Origin of the sequence: Aeromicrobium sp. (genome assembly GCF_050700635.1) — a bacterium.
Lineage (GTDB): Bacteria > Actinomycetota > Actinomycetes > Propionibacteriales > Nocardioidaceae > Aeromicrobium.
In genome coordinates, this window is record NZ_JBOHDT010000161.1 from 16696 (window position 1) to 32639 (window position 15944).

The 15944-nt window shown below is 68.5% G+C and carries 18 protein-coding genes and 2 tRNA genes; 14 read left to right on the top strand and 6 right to left on the bottom strand.

Annotated elements, in window-relative coordinates:
• Window positions 1-61: 61 nt before the first annotated feature.
• Genes ACRDPN_RS12405 through ACRDPN_RS12415 form a run of 3 tightly spaced genes read left to right on the top strand, consistent with a single transcriptional unit; the run spans window position 62 to window position 2513 of the window.
• Window positions 62-1567 (top strand): acyl-CoA carboxylase subunit beta, encoded by a 1506-nt coding sequence (locus ACRDPN_RS12405; RefSeq protein WP_431448322.1) that lies wholly within the window; start codon window positions 62-64, stop codon window positions 1565-1567.
• Window positions 1567-1779 carry a biotin/lipoyl-binding carrier protein gene (locus tag ACRDPN_RS12410; RefSeq protein ID WP_431448325.1) on the top strand — a complete coding sequence of 71 codons (213 nt, stop codon included), beginning with the start codon at window positions 1567-1569 and terminating at the stop codon, window positions 1777-1779. Before ACRDPN_RS12405 ends, ACRDPN_RS12410 begins: the two co-directional genes overlap by 1 nt.
• Window positions 1780-1808: 29 nt before the next feature.
• Window positions 1809-2513, top strand: coding sequence for an acyl-CoA thioesterase (locus tag ACRDPN_RS12415; protein WP_431448328.1), 705 nt, complete (start codon window positions 1809-1811; stop codon window positions 2511-2513).
• On the opposite strand, the gene ACRDPN_RS12420 is transcribed toward ACRDPN_RS12415, so the two are convergent.
• Window positions 2510-2920, bottom strand: a complete 411-nt coding sequence (locus ACRDPN_RS12420) for a globin (RefSeq protein WP_431448331.1) — start codon at window positions 2918-2920, stop codon at window positions 2510-2512. The two genes, ACRDPN_RS12415 and ACRDPN_RS12420, sit on opposite strands and share 4 nt — an antisense overlap.
• Complete coding sequence (locus ACRDPN_RS12425) at window positions 2917-3852, bottom strand: mechanosensitive ion channel family protein (protein ID WP_431448334.1); 936 nt, start codon at window positions 3850-3852, stop codon at window positions 2917-2919. Before ACRDPN_RS12425 ends, ACRDPN_RS12420 begins: the two co-directional genes overlap by 4 nt.
• Window positions 3853-3885: 33 nt before the next feature.
• On the opposite strand from ACRDPN_RS12425, the gene ACRDPN_RS12430 reads away from it, so the two are divergent.
• Window positions 3886-4170 carry a hypothetical protein gene (locus tag ACRDPN_RS12430; RefSeq protein WP_431448337.1) on the top strand — a complete coding sequence of 95 codons (285 nt, stop codon included), beginning with the start codon at window positions 3886-3888 and terminating at the stop codon, window positions 4168-4170.
• Here the strand turns inward: ACRDPN_RS12430 and pepN are convergent.
• Window positions 4167-6722 (bottom strand): aminopeptidase N, encoded by a 2556-nt coding sequence (gene pepN / locus ACRDPN_RS12435; protein WP_431448340.1) that lies wholly within the window; start codon window positions 6720-6722, stop codon window positions 4167-4169. The genes ACRDPN_RS12430 and pepN overlap by 4 nt on opposite strands.
• 32 nt (window positions 6723-6754) lie before the next feature.
• Here pepN and ACRDPN_RS12440 point away from each other — a divergent pair, with 32 nt between their 5' ends.
• The 6 genes from ACRDPN_RS12440 to ACRDPN_RS12465 are packed head-to-tail and all read left to right on the top strand — an operon-like array spanning window position 6755 to window position 11876.
• Complete coding sequence (locus tag ACRDPN_RS12440) at window positions 6755-7894, top strand: glutamate--cysteine ligase (RefSeq protein ID WP_431448343.1); 1140 nt, start codon at window positions 6755-6757, stop codon at window positions 7892-7894.
• A 5-nt stretch (window positions 7895-7899) separates the two neighbouring features.
• Entirely contained in the window at window positions 7900-8538 is a 639-nt protein-coding gene (locus tag ACRDPN_RS12445) for a disulfide bond formation protein DsbA (RefSeq protein WP_431448346.1), read from the top strand.
• A 29-nt stretch (window positions 8539-8567) separates the two neighbouring features.
• Entirely contained in the window at window positions 8568-9443 is an 876-nt protein-coding gene (locus ACRDPN_RS12450; protein WP_431448349.1) for an alpha/beta hydrolase, read from the top strand.
• 12 nt (window positions 9444-9455) lie between these two features.
• On the top strand, window positions 9456-9914 hold the full coding sequence (locus tag ACRDPN_RS12455; protein ID WP_431448352.1) for a ribose-5-phosphate isomerase: 459 nt from the start codon (window positions 9456-9458) through the stop codon (window positions 9912-9914).
• On the top strand, window positions 9907-10737 hold the full coding sequence (locus ACRDPN_RS12460; RefSeq protein WP_431448355.1) for an Fpg/Nei family DNA glycosylase: 831 nt from the start codon (window positions 9907-9909) through the stop codon (window positions 10735-10737). Before ACRDPN_RS12455 ends, ACRDPN_RS12460 begins: the two co-directional genes overlap by 8 nt.
• Window positions 10734-11876, top strand: coding sequence for a PP2C family protein-serine/threonine phosphatase (locus ACRDPN_RS12465; protein WP_431448358.1), 1143 nt, complete (start codon window positions 10734-10736; stop codon window positions 11874-11876). Before ACRDPN_RS12460 ends, ACRDPN_RS12465 begins: the two co-directional genes overlap by 4 nt.
• A 9-nt stretch (window positions 11877-11885) precedes the next feature.
• On the opposite strand, the gene ACRDPN_RS12470 is transcribed toward ACRDPN_RS12465, so the two are convergent.
• Window positions 11886-12722, bottom strand: a complete 837-nt coding sequence (locus ACRDPN_RS12470) for an oxidoreductase (RefSeq protein ID WP_431448361.1) — start codon at window positions 12720-12722, stop codon at window positions 11886-11888.
• 120 nt (window positions 12723-12842) lie between these two features.
• A tRNA-Gly gene (locus ACRDPN_RS12475) sits at window positions 12843-12919 on the bottom strand.
• Window positions 12920-13022: 103 nt separating this feature from the next.
• Here ACRDPN_RS12475 and ACRDPN_RS12480 point away from each other — a divergent pair.
• Window positions 13023-13403, top strand: a complete 381-nt coding sequence (locus tag ACRDPN_RS12480) for a nuclear transport factor 2 family protein (RefSeq protein WP_431448364.1) — start codon at window positions 13023-13025, stop codon at window positions 13401-13403.
• On the opposite strand, the gene ACRDPN_RS12485 is transcribed toward ACRDPN_RS12480, so the two are convergent.
• A complete protein-coding gene (locus ACRDPN_RS12485; RefSeq protein ID WP_431448367.1) occupies window positions 13395-13940 on the bottom strand; it encodes a 4-amino-4-deoxy-L-arabinose transferase in 546 nt (181 codons plus the stop codon). The genes ACRDPN_RS12480 and ACRDPN_RS12485 overlap by 9 nt on opposite strands.
• Window positions 13941-13974: 34 nt before the next feature.
• On the opposite strand from ACRDPN_RS12485, the gene ACRDPN_RS12490 reads away from it, so the two are divergent.
• From ACRDPN_RS12490 to ACRDPN_RS12500, 3 genes are all read left to right on the top strand, one after another.
• Window positions 13975-14051 (top strand) — tRNA-Pro (locus ACRDPN_RS12490).
• Between the two features lie 33 nt (window positions 14052-14084).
• Window positions 14085-15506, top strand: a complete 1422-nt coding sequence (gene tig / locus ACRDPN_RS12495; protein ID WP_431448370.1) for a trigger factor — start codon at window positions 14085-14087, stop codon at window positions 15504-15506.
• 58 nt (window positions 15507-15564) lie between these two features.
• The coding region (locus ACRDPN_RS12500) for a hypothetical protein (protein ID WP_431448373.1) at window positions 15565-15944 on the top strand (380 nt) is incomplete at its 3' end.

The window sequence follows — 15944 nt, forward strand, 5'->3', positions numbered from 1 at the left end:
GGAAAGCCTCATGTTTCACCCACAGCAAGGCCGGACGGCAATCACCATCGAGGGAGATGACGTGCCACAGCTCGACACCCAGACGAGTACGCCCCAGGCGACACCTGACCACCGGAGCGTCCTCACGCAGCGACGCGACGAGCTATTCGCCCGGGTCGAGCCGAAGGGCAAGCGCGTCTACACCGCCCTCGAGAGGGCCGAAACCTTCGTGGATCCGGGCACGTTCGTGCCGATGACGCCTTTGCGCAAGGCCGGATCCACGGGCGGTAGCGGTGTCGTCACCGGTTGGGGCCTCACCAGTGGCCACCCCGTCGTCGTGATCAGTCACGACGCGGCGGTGGGCGCCGGGGCGATCGGGGCAGTCTTCGCCGAGGCCGTGATGCGCGCACAGCGCCTTGCCATCGACAAGGGCTACCCGATCGTCTACAACAACGACTCCGGCGGCGCCCGCATCCATGACGGCATCCACGCCCTGCACGGCTGCGGCGGCATCTTCGCGCTCAACGTCGAGGCGAGCCACAAGGTGCCGCAGATCTCGCTGATCCTCGGCCCATGTGCCGGTGCGGCCGCTTACTCGCCGGCCCTCACCGACTGGACGATCATGGTCAAGGACCAGGCACAGATGTTCCTGACCGGCCCGGCGATCGTCAAGGCCGCCACGGGGGAGGACGCCTCTGCCGACGACATCGGTGGCTCGCGACTGCACACCACCGTCAGCGGCGTGGCCCACCTCGAGGTCCCGTCCGAGGACGCGGCTCTCGACGCGGCCCGGACGCTGCTCTCGTTCCTGCCGGCACACATCGGCGGCGCACCCAAGCTGGTCGAGCCTCGCCCGGCCGATGCGGCCGCCGTCGAGCGTCTCCCGTTCGTCGTGCCCGACAAGTCCAGCGTCGTCTTCGACATGAACGAGGTGCTCGACGCGGTCCTCGACGACGGCGAACGGCTCGAGCTCATGCCCAACCACGCGCCGAGCGTCCTGACCACCTTCGGCCACCTCGACGGCCGCCCGGTCGCGGTCGTCGCCAACCAGCCGCAGGCCCGCGGCGGGATCCTCGACGCCAAGGCGTCGGTCAAGATCTCCCGGTTCGTCGACTTCTGCTCGAAGTTCGGCCTGCCGATCCTCACCTTCGTCGACGTGCCCGGCTTCCTGCCCGGCACCGTCGAGGAGGGCCGCGGCGTCATCACCCAGGGCGCCACGATGCTGCGCGCCTACGTCGAGGCGTCCTCACCCGTGCTCACCGTCGTCGTCCGCAAAGCCTACGGCGGCGCGTACATCGCGATGGGAGCCCGGTCGCTCGGCGCCGACTTCACCTGGGCCTGGTCCGGCTCCGAGATCGCCGTCATGGGCCCGGGCGGCGCGGTGGCGCTCCTGCACCGGCGCGCCCTCAAGGAGGCGGAGGATCCCGCCGCTCTCCGCGACGAGCTGGCCGCCGAGTACCGCGAGAACGTCGCCCGCCCCTACCTGGCGGCTGAGGCCGGTATCGTCGACGACGTGATCCTGCCTGAGGAAACCCGCGGCCGAATGGTCGACGCTCTGCAGATGCTGGCGCACGAGTCGGCCGGCTGATGCACGAGGCCAGGGCCGAGATCGTCGCGAACGTCTGGAAGCTGGTCGCCGCACCGGGCGACGAGGTCGGAGCCGGCGACGTCATCGCCGTGCTCGAGACCATGAAGATGGAGATCCCCGTCGTCGCCCCGGCCGCGGGAACGATCGAGGAAGTCCGAGTGACCCAGGGGCAGATCGTCCAGGAGGGCGACGTCATAGCGGTCATCGCCTGATCCATCTGACAGTCTGCGATCATCGGCGGGTGCACGACATCCGCATCCCCATGCGCTGGGCCGACCTCGACCAGCTGAACCACGTGAACAACGTGGTCTACGTCGACTACGCGATGGAGGCCCGCGCCCAGCTCGTCGACGAAAGCCTGTTGGACGACGACCTGCCGATCAGGCGGGTCCGCGTCGAGTTCATGCGTCCCTTGCTGCTGAGCAGCAAACCGGTCACCGTCCGTTCGTCGGTCGACGGCGACGTGCTGACACAGGAGATCCGCTCGCACGACGGCTCGGCACTGTTCTCGACCGTCGTCACCGAGCACGGTCGACCGGAACCGATCGATGACGACCGAGGGACTCCGTTGCAGATGTGGGTGCGTCGCAGCGACGTCGGTCCCGACGGGGCCGTCACCTTGACCCGCCTGTTCGAGCTGTTCCAGGAGACGCGCATCATGTCGTTCGCCTCGGTCATCCCGCACCGCCAGGCCGGCCGCTTCGTCGTCGGACGGGTGGAGCTCGACCCTGGCGAGTCCCTGCCGTGGCGTCGCGAGCCGTATCCCGTGCAGTCGCACATCTCGCACGTCGGTCGGTCGTCCTTCAGCTCGACGACCCGCATCGACGGTGGTCAGTACGGCTCCGCCACGGCCACCCTGGTCGGCTTCGACCTGACGAACCAGCGGTCGCGCCGGCTCGACGACGATGAGCGCGAGGCCCTCACCGCCGCGATGCTGCCCGCCTAGATCGGCTTCGGCTCGTCCATGGTGTTCACCATGAACGTGGCCGCGTGCTGCACGTATGCCCAGAACTCGGCGTCCTGCTCCGGCGTGAGCTCCACAGCGTCGAGCCCGGCACGGAAATGGGTGAGCCAGTGGTCGCGGGCCTCCATCGTCACGGTGAACGGTGCGTGCCGCATGCGCAGGCGGGGGTGGCCGCGCTGCGTCGAGTACGTGGTCGGGCCGCCCCAGTACTGCACCAGGAACATCGTGAACCGCGCCGCGGCTGGTGCGAGGTCGTCCTCGGGGTAGATCGGCCGCAGGACCTCGTCGGTGGCCACGCCCTCGTAGAAGACCTCGACGATGCGGGCGATCGTCTCGTGCCCGCCGATCTGCTCGTAGAACGTCGGTTCTGTCGCGCTCGGCTCGCTCACGGAACCTCACCCTGGGTTTGGCCGGGGATGAACGACGTGGGGATGTGGATGCCGGCGGCGTCGAAGCGGGATTTGATCCGCTGACGCAGGGCGCGGGCGACCGGCCACTGCTGAAGGGGTGCCGTCTTGAGGACGACGCGGACGACCGCGCCGTCCTTGTCGAACCGCTCCACACCCCACACCTCGGGCGCCTCGATGATGATGTCGTGGTAGCGCTCGTCCTCGTACATCGCGGTGGCCTCCTCCTGGAGGAGCTGCTGCACCTGGTCGAGGTCGGACTCGTAGGCGACGGTGATGTCGAGCACCGTGCGCGCCCAGTTCTGGCTCTGGTTGCCGACCCGCAGGATCTCGCCGTTGCGGACGTACCAGACGGTGCCGTCGACGTCGCGAAGCCGCGTGACCCGCAGGCCGACCGCCTCGACCGTGCCGATGGCCTCGCCGAGGTCGACGGAGTCACCGACTCCGTACTGGTCCTCCAGGATCATGAAGATGCCGCTGAGGAAGTCCTTGACGAGGTTCTGCGCGCCGAATCCGAGGGCGACGCCGACGATGCCGGCGCTGGCGATGATCGGCGCGATGTTCACGCCGACCTGGTCGAGCACCATGACCACGACGATCGCGATGATCACGCCGGACGCAATGCTCGCGAGGACCGATCCCATCGTCTCGGCACGCTGCTTGCGACGCTCGCCCGCCCCGGGGCGCAGGTCGGCGAGCACGGCACCGGCCTTGGTGCCGGAGATCATGCCCGGAACGACGCCCGCACTGGCGCGCTTGACGATGCGGTCGATGGCTCGCTTGACCAGCCATCGGAACACCAGTCCGACGACGATGATGAGCACGATGGCCCCAGGAGTGGCTACGTACCACGGCAGTTCCCTGCCCCCGGGGAGGTCCCATTGGGCAGGGAGCAACCAGTCGAGGTAGGTCATGTCTCCAGCCTACGGGCGGCTACGATGTGGCCCATGAAAGCTCCCGCTCGCCTTGTTGCCATTCTCACGTCCGCGGCCGTTCTGATCGTCGGTCCCGCCGCGCCGGCCATGGCCGACAGCCCCAGCACGTGGGCCGAGGGCGAGCCACGGAGCATCCTCGAGAACCTCATCTTCTTCGGCGGAGGCACGCTCGGGCTCATCGCGGTCATCACGCTGTTGGCCCTGCTCACGGCTCGCACCAACTACGTCCCGCCGCCGCCCAGCACCGACGTCGAGGTCGCCGACACCCACAAGCACCGTGCTGAACCGGTGGGCTAGGAGGACTCGAACGCGACCTGCGCCCTGAGCGCGCGGGCAAGGTCGTCGCGACCCTCCGAGACGTACCGCGTGGCGGCCGCGTCGGCGGACGTCGACGCCAACCACGCATCGACCCTGTCGAGTGTGCTCTGTGACGGGTTGGCCAGCGGGAACAGGTAGACCAGCGCGACCTGTCCGATCCAGACGCCCATGTCCTCGATGATCGTCTCGGCCATCTCGAGGTAGCGGTCGACATACGGTTCCAGCACGTCGGCCTGGCCGGCGACCTGGAATGCCATGGCGATCTCACGCCGGGTCTCGTTCGGCGTCGCCGCATCGACTGCAGCGCGCCGCCAGGCCTCCTCCTTGGCCTCGGCCGTGGGTCGGATCGACCTGGCCGCGGCGGCCTTCTCCTGCCCGGAGATGGTGGCGTCGCGCTCGAGCTCGGCCACGATCTCAGCCTCGTCGGCGTCGCCGAGGCGGGCGAGCGCGGACACCAGGGTCCAGCGCATGTCGACATCGACATCGAGGCCGTGCAGACCACCCCCGAGGATCTCGCGCAGGTGGCCGGGACCGGAGGCAGCAGCCGCACACGCCCGAACGAGCGCGAGCTGGTGGTCGCTGCCCGGATCGGCATCATTCAGGAGCGCACGCAGTCCCGACTCCCAACGCTCGGCCAGCTCGGGTCGAGTGGCGTCGGACGTGAACAGGTTGACGGCGCTCTGTCCCTGCCGGAGCAGTGCGCCGACGGCGGTCAGGTCGGTCTCCGACCCGACGCCGGCCAGGACGAGGGACACGAAGTCCGCGGAGGACAGCTCGGCGTCACGCGTCATGTCCCAGGCGGCGCCCCAGCACAAGGCTCGGGGGAGGGACTCGTCGAACGTGGCGATGCTCTCGATGAGCGTCGTGAAGGAGCGCTCGTCGAGGCGGATCTTGGCGTAGGTGAGGTCGTCGTCGTTGAGCAGCACGAGGTCCGGCTGGCGGTGGTCGAGCAGCTCCGGGATCGGCGTGGACGCCCCACGCACGTCGGTTTCGACGCGTTCGGTACGCACCAGACGGCCCTCCACCTGGTTGTACAGGCCGATCGCGATCCGATGGCGGCGCAGCGTCGGGAAGGCGTCGATGGCACTCTGCTCGACGTCGAACGCCGTGAAAGCGCCAAGATCATCGGTAGCGAAACGCGCTTGAAGAGTGTTAACTCCCGAAGTCTGCAGCCACTCCTGCGCCCACGGACCCAGCTCACGTCCGGACGCGTCCTCCAGCTCTGCCAGCAGGTCGGCGAGCTCGGTGTTGCCGAAGGCGTACTTGGTGAAGTACGACCGCAGGCCGGCGAAGAAGTCCTTCTCACCGACCCAGGCGACGAGCTGCTTGAGCGCCGACGCGCCCTTGGCGTAGGTGATGCCGTCGAAGTTGGCCTCCACCGCGCGCAGGTCGTAGTTGTCGGCGGCGATCGGGTGCGTGGACGGCAGCTGGTCCTGCCGGTAGGCCCAGTTCTTGCGGTTGCTGGTGAAGCCGGTCCACGCCTCGGTGAAACGGGTCGCCTCGACGGAGGAGTGGTGGGCGGCGAACTCCGCGAACGACTCGTTGAGCCACAGGTCGTCCCACCACCTCATCGTCACGAGGTCGCCGAACCACATGTGCGCCATCTCGTGCAGGATCGTGTTCGCCCGCTGCTCGTAGGCGGAAACCGTCTGACGGCTGCGGAAGAGCAGCTCGTCGCGGAACGTCACGCAACCGGCGTTCTCCATCGCACCCATGTTGTACTCCGGGACGAACAGCTGGTCGTACTTGCCGAACGGGTAGGCCATCTCGAAGGCACCCTCGAAGAACTCGAACCCCTGCTTGGTGACGAGGAGGAGGTCGTCGGCGTCGAGGTGCTCCACGAGCGACTGGCGGCAGAACAGTCCGAGCTGGATCTCGTCGTACGCGCCGCGGTAGACGTCGCGCACGACGTGGTACTCGCCGGCCACCAGGGCGGTGATATAGGTCGACATGCGCTCGGTGGGCGCGAAGTGCCAGGTGGAGACGCCATCGTGAACCGTCTCGGGCTGTACCGGTTCGGGCTGGGGCGTGGGGGAGTTCGACACGACTTCCCAGCCGGACGGAGCGGTCACGTGGAACTCGAACGTCGCCTTGAGGTCGGGCTGCTCGAAGGTGGTGAACACGCGACGGGCGTCGGGCACCTCGAACTGCGTGTAGAGGTAGGTCCGCTGGTCGACGGGATCGACGAAACGGTGCAGTCCCTCTCCGGAGTGCGAGTACAGGCAGGTGGCCTCGACGCGGAGCTCGTTGTCGGTCGCCAGATCGGTGAGCGGGATGCGGCTGTCGCTGTAGACGGACGGGTCGATCGACGTGCCGTTCAAGGTGATCGAGGAGATCTCCCCGTCGACGAGGTCGACGAACGTCGACGCACCGGGGGTGGCACCGAACCGGATCGTGGTCGTCGAACCGAAGCGGACGTGGGTGCCGTTCTCCGGGTCGAGGGTGAGGTCGAGCTCGACGACGTAGGTCTCGGTGGAGACGACCGCCGCGCGCTCCTGGGCTTCTTCGCGGGTGAGATTCGAACCAGGCATGGCGTCACTCTTTCATGGGGCACGATGGAGTCGTGAACATCCCGTTTGCGGACTCACAACGGTCCACCGTCGGCATCGAGTGGGAGCTGGCGCTGGTCGATGCCGACTCCGGCGACCTGCGCCAGGTGGCCCAGACGGTGCTCGACGCCGTGGCGCCCGAGGGCGGCCGGGAGCACCCGCTGATCCGTCAGGAGCTGTTGCTCAACACGGTCGAGGTCGTCTCCAGCATCTGCGGCACCGTGGGTCAGGCCGGGGCCGACCTGGAGCGCGCGATCGAGGAGATCAGGCGCGTCACGGACCCGCTGCGGGTCGAGCTGATGTGTGCGGGCACGCATCCGTTCGCCCAGTGGGACAACCAGAAGGTCACCGACAAGGAGCGGTACCAGACGCTGATCGACCGCACCCAGTGGTGGGGACGACAGATGCTCATCTACGGCGTCCACGTGCACGTCGGCGTCGAGGACCGCGACAAGGTGCTCCCGATCAGCGCGGCGATGCTGTCGTACTACGGCCACCTGCAGGCCCTGAGCGCGTCCTCGCCGTTCTGGGGCGGCAAGGAGACGGGCTACGCGTCGAATCGCGCCCTGATGTTCCAGCAGCTGCCCACCGCGGGACTGCCGTTCCACTTCCAGAAGTGGACGGAGTTCGAGGCCTACGTCGACGACATGCTCCAGACCGGCGTCATCGACGTGTTCGACGAGATCCGGTGGGACCTGCGACCGTCACCGAAGTTCGGCACGCTCGAGGTCCGCGTCTGCGACGGCATCCCGAACATGGCCGAGCTGCTGAGCATCTCGGCGCTCACACACTGCCTGGTGGAGCACTTCTCGTCCGAGCTCGACGCCGGCCGCAGCCTGCCGAACATCCCGCCGTGGTTCGCCCAGGAGAACAAGTGGCGCTCGGCCCGCTACGGCATGGAGTCGATTCTCATCCTGGACGAGCACGCCGAGGAGGAGCTGGTCACCACCGATCTCGAGCAGCTCCTCAAGCGTCTCGAGCCCGTTGCGGAGCGCCTTGGGTGTGTCGACGAGCTCGGCGGAATCCGCGACATCATGACCGGCGGTGCGTCCTATCAGCGTCAGCGTGACGTCGCCGCGCGGCACGGGGGAGCGCTCGACGCGGTGGTCGCGTCGCTCGTCGAGGAAATGCGAGCGGGCCGTCCGTTGTTGTAGAACACATGACTATCTCGGGGACCACCACAGCCGCCGCACGCACTGAAACCGTCGACTTCTGGTTCGACCCGGTCTGTCCATGGGCCTGGATGACGTCGCGCTGGATGCTCGAGGTCGAGAAGGTGCGCGACGTGCGCACCGATTTCCACCTCATGAGCCTGTCCGTGCTCAACGAGGACCGCGACGACGTTGACGAAAGGTACAAGGAGCGCATCGCCGCCGGGTGGGGTCCGGTTCGCGTCGTCGCCGCTGCCGAGCAGGCGCACGGCCCGGAGGTGGTACGCGATCTCTACACCGCGCTCGGCAACCGTCACCACGTCGACGGCCGCGACTACGACCAGGGCGTCTACGTCGAGGCGCTCGAGGAGGTCGGTCTGCCCGCCGACCTGGCCGACGCCGCCGACGCAGACGACCACGACAAGGCGGTCCGCGTCTCGCACGCCGAGGGCATCGACCTTGTCGGCCAGGAGGTCGGCACGCCTGTCATCGCGATCGACGACTCCGCGTTCTTCGGGCCGGTCATGAGCCCGGCACCCGAAGGGGAGCGGGCCGGCCGAGTCTTCGACGGCGCCCGACTTCTCGCCGGCTACGACGGGTTCTTCGAGCTCAAGCGCACCCGAACCCGTGAGCCGATCTTCGACTGAGCCCCTGCAGGGCGCGTAGCCTGCGGGCCATGGTGCTGACACCTGACGCCGCTTCCCTCCTGCGAGCCCTCGAGGACGATCCGCTGGTGACCTCCGGCGCGAGCTTCGAGGAGGTGCGAGCGCAGTCTCGTCGAATCGCGATGGCCGAAGCGGACCGGGTCGGGCTCGATGACGTGCGCGACGTCGACGCCGACGGCGTCCCGTGCCGGCTCTACCGTCCGCGTATCGGCGCGCCGGTGGCCCTGTACGTGCACGGTGGCGGCTGGGTGCTGCACGACCTCGAGACGCACGACTCGTTCTGCCGCGAGCTCGCCCACCGCACAGGATGGGCGCTGCTCGCCGTCGACTACCGGCGCGCCCCGGAGCACCCGTACCCCGCGCCGCTCGACGACGTGGAAACCGCGGCCCGCTGGCTGCGGGCGGAGGCCCGCGGACTGCGGCTCGGCACCGAGACCATTGCCGGCATCGGTGACTCGTCCGGCGCCAACCTGTTGGCCGGACTCACCGTGCGCGCACCGGACCTGCTCGATGCCCTGGTGCTGATGTATCCACCCGTCGATGTCGACGCCGCGTACGCAGAGGAGGACAACGCCGCGCTCGACGCGGCCAGCATGCGCGAGTTCTGGGATGCCTACGCACCGGACCGGGCAGGTGAGAACCCTGAGGTGAGCACGCTGCGAGCCGACCTCGGACGCTTCCCGCCGACGCTGATCGTGACCGCCGAGCACGACATCCTCCGCGACCAGGGCGAGGCCTTCGCGGCGGCGTTGGCCGTCGCCGGCGCCGACGTCACGGCGTGGCGAGCCCTGGGTACGATGCACGGCTTCTGGCGGCATCCGACGCTGCTCGCGTCGTCGCGCGCCGCCGTCGCCGCAGTCGGCGCGTTCCTGTCGCGCCGCGACTGAAAGACTGCGTCCATGCGCGTGCACATCGGCTCCGACCATGCCGGCTTCGAGCTCAAGACCCACCTGATCACCTGGCTCACCGACCGTGGCCACGAACCGGTCGACCACGGGGCGCTCGAGTACGACGCAGACGACGACTACCCACCGTTCTGCATCGCCGCCGCCCAGGCCGCCGTCGACGAGCCGGACTCACTCGCCGTCGTCATCGGCGGCTCCGGCAACGGTGAGCAGATCGCCGCCAACAAGGTGCAGGGTGCCCGGGCGGCGCTCGCCTGGAGCACCGAGACCGCCGCACTGGCCCGCCAGCACAACAACGCCCAGGTGATGTCCATCGGTGCCCGCATGCACTCCACCGACGAGGCCATCGCCATCGTCGAGACGTTCCTGACGACCGCCTGGAGCCAGGCCGAACGGCACCAGCGGCGCCTCGACATGCTGCTCGCCTACGAGGAGACCGGCGAGATTGCCTGAAGGTCACACCCTTCATCGCGTCGCCGCCGAGCTCCGCGAACACTTCGCCGGACGTGTGGTCGCCTCCACGAGCCCACAGGGCCGGTTCACCGCAGGCGCCGCTCGGGTCGATCGGCGCCGCCTACTCGCAGCCGAGGCGTGGGGCAAGCACCTGTTGCTGCGCTTCGAGGACGTCGCCGAGTCGGTCCATGTGCATCTGGGGCTGTTCGGCGGGTGGACGATCACCACATGCGATGAGGAGCCGGAGGTCGTCGGTCAGGTGCGCTGGCGCTTGCGGAGTGGAGCGGTCACGTCGGACTTGCGCGGCCCGACCGCCTGCGAGCTGCTGACTCCGGGGGAGTGCGCGTCTTTGTTGGCCCGCCTGGGCCCTGATCCGCTCCGCGACGACGCCGATCCCGACGACGCGTGGCGGCGCGTCTCGACCTCCCGTGCCTCTGTGGCGACGTTGCTCATGGACCAGTCCGCGATCGCGGGCGTGGGCAACGTCTACCGCGCCGAGGTGCTGTTCCGGCACCGTCTCCCGCCCGACCTCCCCGGGCGCGAGCTGGACCGTACGACCTGGGACGCGGTGTGGACCGACCTCCGCGACCTGATGCGCGCGGGGGTGCGCTCGGGTCGCATCGACACCGTCCGATCGGAGCACACGCCGGAGGCGATGGGCCGCGACCCACGGATCGACGCCCACGGTGGCGAGGTCTACGTCTACCGCCGTGCCGGATTGCCCTGCATGCTCTGCGGGAACGGGGTCCTCACGCGGATCGTCGGAGGGAGAAAACTGTTCTGGTGCCCTGCCTGCCAGCGCGCCGATAGGCTCACCTCGTGACCCCGAGTATGCGCCCCGCTGTGTTCGCGCCCGTCGGCTTCGCCCGAGAGAAATCATTGGCGTGGCGGTACGGAACGCGCCGCGGACAGCAATTCGCGGTGGCGGCTCTCGCGCTGTTCACCGTGGGAATCATGATCGGGTCCCTGGTGAACTACAACATCGTCCCCGTGGCGATTTATGTGTTGCCGCTCCTGCTCGGCAGCTTCATGTTGCGCTACCGGCCGCTCCTCGTGCTCGTCGCGGTCGTCACGGTGTGCGCGACGGCCACGGTGACCCGCGAGACGCTCGCCAACGGCTGGCTGGCGCCCCGGATGAGCAACATCGTCATGCTGGCGCTGGTCGCCGTCATCGTCCTGTATGCGTCCACTCGATACCGCAGCGGCCTGCCGGGCCCGCTGAGCGAGGCGATGCTCGTCGAGCTCAACGACCGGCTGCAGCACCAGGGTGTCGTCCCGGCGCTCCCGAACGGCTGGCGGTCCCAGTCGGCAGTGCTCTCGGCAGGGGGCTCGAAGTTCGCCGGCGACTTTCTCGTCGCCAATCTCTCTGAGGACGAGACCTACCTCGAGATGGTGCTGGTCGACGTCTGCGGCAAGGGGGTCGGCGCGGGAACCCAGTCGCTGCAGTTCGCCGGTGCCCTCAGCGGGCTGATCGGATCTCTTCCACCCCTGGGGTTGTTCTCGGCCGCCAACGACTTCCTGCTCCGTCAGCGCTGGGACGAAGGATTCGCCACCGCCGTCCACGTGCTCGTCCGCCTCGACACCGGGGAGTACTCGGTCATCAGCGCGGGGCACCCGCCGGCCATGCGGTGGGTGGATCGCCAGAGCTTGTGGCATGTCGACACCGCACGTGGCACGGCCCTCGGTGTCCTCGAGCGCCCCGACTTCCAGCGCAGCGTCGGGGTGATCGAGCCGGGCGACGCCTTGATGTTCTACACCGACGGCGTGATCGAGGACCGCGTGCGGGACGTCCGTAGCGGCATCGACTGGCTCCGAGCGACCGCCGGTCGAGTGGTGATGACAAGCGGGTTCGACGACGCGCCCAAAAGGATCCTCGCCCATGTCTCCGATGGCGACGACGACCGGGCGGTGCTCGTGATCGACCGCGAGCGCCCGGTCGTCGACTACGGCCGGGGCCGCTAGCGAACGTCGCTAGGAACCTGGCTGCCGGAAGGTGGTGCGCATCGCGGTGTCCCACATGCGATCGGACATCATGCGGCGCGACACGATCGTCATCGTGGCTGACGGTGTCACCTTGTAGCGTGTGCGGGGACGCCGTGCAGTGAGCGCCTTCTCGATGACCTTGGCAACGGCGTCCGGTGGGCCGCCGAGGCGCTTCATCGGCCCCTTGTAAATGTCCTCGGTCGCGCTGGCCACGGTGCGGTTGAAATCGGCGTACGGTCCCTGAGCCTCGAGGTCCATCGACTCGAGGGCGGCCTGGTCGAAGTTCGTGGTGATGAGCCCCGGCTCGACGATGACCACCTTGACCCCGAAGCCGGCGACCTCGAAGCGCATGGCGTCGGAGAACGCCTCCACGGCGAACTTCGTGGCGTGGTACGCCCCGCCGCCGGGGAAGACGATCTTGCCGCCCATCGACGAGATGTTGACGATCCGGCCGTCGCGCTGCTCGCGCATCGTCGGGAGAACCAGCTGGCTGAGCCGCAGCAAACCGAAGACGTTGGTCTCGAACTGGGTGCGCACGTCTTCGACGTCCAAGGTCTCGGCGGCACCCGACTGCGAGTAGCCGGCGTTGTTGACCAGCGCGTCGATGCGGCCGGACTCGGTCTTGACTGCGTCGACCGCTGAGACCATCGACGTCTCGTCGGTGACGTCGAGAGCGAGCGTGCGGCAGCCGGCGCTCTCCAGCTCGGCGAGCGTGTCGGTGCGTCGCGCGGTGGCGTAGACGGTCCAGTCGCCGCGCCTGGCCAGTCGGGCCGCGGTGGCCTGGCCGATGCCGGACGAGCACCCGGTGATGATGACGGTCTTCATGCTCCGATGATGGCAGTCGTGCGCCACGGCTTCAGGGCCGGATCAGGGAGGAGGGCGAGCAGGCTTGGACCTGTACGCGGACCCGACCTGGTCCCATGAGGGGAGCGGACCGCTTCGCGGTGGAGCGGACGACGAGACTCGAACTCGCAACATTCTGCTTGGAAGGCAGAGACTCTAACCAATTGAGTTACGTCCGCGATGCTGCCGTGACAGCGGGTCCATGATGCCACAAGGCTGAGGCCGCGATGGACCTCACCGCCCTCCGCGGACCGGTCATCGCGGGATCGCTAGCGTGCAGTTGTGAACAACCATCAGGTCGTTGAGAAGGCGCTGCTCGAGCTGGAGCAGCGGGGCTGGCACTCGCTGTGCGACGGCACCGGGGCGACGTTCTACAGCGACCTGATGACCGACGACGCGGTGATGGTGCTGGCCAACGGCGCGGTCATGGATCGTGACGCGGTCGTCGCCTCTCTCGAGCATGCGCCGCCGTGGCACAGCTACGAGATCAACGACGTCCGACTCGTCGATGCCGGCGAGGAGACAGCCGCCCTCGTCTACGTCGGCACCGGCTATCGCGATGGCGACCAGCCGGCGTTCGTCAGCCTCATGTCGAGCACTTATGTGCGCCGCGAGGGGCGTTGGCGGCTCGCGCTGTACCAGCAGACGCCGATCTCAGGCTGAGCGGAACCGCATGTCGGCGGCCGACTTCGTCTGCTCGGCTGCGAACAGCGCACGTTCCTGTTCGGCCCAGACGTCCCACCACGGCTCGTAGACGTCGCCGTCGCGGGCCATCGCCCGCTCCCGGCGTACCTGCTCCGGCGCGTCCACCCACACGAGCAGGCTGAGGAACGGTCTGATGACGCGTGAGCCGCTGCCACAGCCGTCGAGCACGAGAAAGGGGACCGGAGCCTGGCTGACGAGCTCACCCGGTCGGTCGGCGATCCAGTCCCAGCGCCGGGCGACGGCGGTCTGGCCCGCCGCGATCGGCGCCAGCAGGTCGCGGGCGATCACCGGGGGCATCTCCGCGAGCCCTCGCCATCCGGGTACGAGCTCGTCGACCCGCCACACTCTCGCCTTGAGCTCGTCAGCCAACCCATCGGCCAGCGCGGATTTTCCCGCCCCGCTCGGCCCGTCGACCGCCACGACGCTGGTCGAACCGCACGCAGGGAGGCGTCGACGGACGGTTGAGGCAAGGTGCTCGTACCGGATTCGGGCCACCGTGCCAGTGTCCACTAGACTCGACTGTCGGCGACGGGATGTAGCGCAGCTTGGTAGCGCATCCGCTTTGGGAGCGGAGGGTCGCAGGTTCAAATCCTGTCATCCCGACCACCGTTCCCCGACATCAACCGCAGGAGTTTCCACGTGAAAAGCAGCACCGAGCCCCTGAGCCCCACGAGGGTCAAGCTCACCATCGAGGTGCCGTTCGACGAGTTCCAGCCCAGCCTGGACCAGGCCTACAAGACCATCGGGTCGCAGGTCACGGTGCCCGGGTTCCGCAAGGGCAAGGTGCCCGCGGCCGTCGTCGACCAGCGCGTGGGACGCAACATCGTTCTCGACGAGGCGATCAACAGCGTCCTCCCGCAGTGGTACAGCCAGGCGGTCCAGGAGCAGGAGATCCAGCCGCTGAGCCAGCCGGAGATCGACCTCACGAAGTTCTCCGACGGCGAGCCGATCGAGATCACCGCCGAGCTCGACGTCCGACCCGAGATCGTCCTGCCCGATGTCTCGGCCATCACGGTCGAGGTCGCCGACGCCGAGATCGCCGACGCCGACGTCGATGAGCAGATCGAGGCGTTGCGCGAGCGCTTCGCCACGTTCACCGAGGTTCAGCGCGGCGCCCAGGAGGGCGACTCGCTGACCATCGACCTGACCGCCACCGACAAGGACGGCCAGGCCATCGAGGGCGCCGAGGCCCAGGGCATGCCCTACACGGTCGGTCAGGGCGAGGTCCTCGACGGACTCGACGAAGCCGTCACCGGTCTCGAGGCCGGTGCGACCGTCTCCTTCGCCACCCAGCTGGTCGGCGGTGAGCTCAAGGGCAAGGACGTCGACGTCACCGTCACGGTCACCGACGTCAAGGAGCGACACCTCCCCGAGGTCGACGAGGAGTTCGTGCAGACCGCCTCGGAGTTCGACACCGTCGAGGAGCTGCGCACCGACGTCCTCGACCGCGTCACCCGCGGCAAGCGCATGGAGCAGGCCAACGAGGCCCGCGACCTTGTGCTCGAGGAGATCATCGGCCAGGTCGAGGTCCCGCTTCCGGAGTCACTCGTGGCCGAGGAGCTCGGCTCGCGTCGTGAGCAGGTCACCCAGCAGCTCGCCTTCGCCGGTACGAGCATGGAGGCCTACCTCGAGGACGAGGGCCAGACCGCCGAGGAGTTCGAGGCCGACCTCGAACGTCGCGTACGGGAGTCGATCACCGCCCAGTTCGTGCTCGACCAGGTGGTGGCTTCCGGCGACTTCGGCATCGACGACGCCGAGCTCAGCCAGCACATCATGCGCCGCGCCCAGCAGTCCGGCCAAGACCCGAACGCGTACATCCAGCACCTCATGGAGCACAACCACGTGCCCGAGATGATGAGCGAAGTGATGCGCGGCAAGGCGCTCGCGTCGCTGGTCGAGTCGGCCACGGTCAAGGACGCGTCCGGCAACGAGCTGGAGCTCTCCCGCCTCCGCGCCGACGGCACCGTTGCCACTGACGAAGAGCTGGCGGCGGAGGCGGAGTCGCGCGCCAAGGCTGCGGTCGAGGCGGCCGAGCAGAGCGCAGACGCGCCGCACCAGTGACCAAGACCTCGCTGCGCTGAGGTTCCGATCCGGGTCGGATACCGGCAGTATGGGGCCCATGCACCCTAGCTCCGACGGATATGGGCCCGCGCGTACGACCGACGTCGCCGCACTCGCGCTCGACCACGTCGACCGCCTGATCGTCGGCACCATCCGTGACATGCACCAGGCCGTCGCCACGCGTGGCTTCCGCGCCACGCGGGCGGTCGGCGGACGCATCCCGGAGTCACTGCACGACGCCGGCGTGACCTCCATCTACGGAGCGATCTCAGGCCTCCTGCGTGTCTCGAGCGGGAGCGTGCGTGCGTTGGCGACACGCGGCATCGGCCGACCGGTCGAGAGCACGCGGCGTGGGCGGCGGATCGTCTCGGTCGTCAACGGACTCATCGGCGACGAGCTGCGCATGCTCGACGACCCGCAGGCGATCGTCATGGCGGT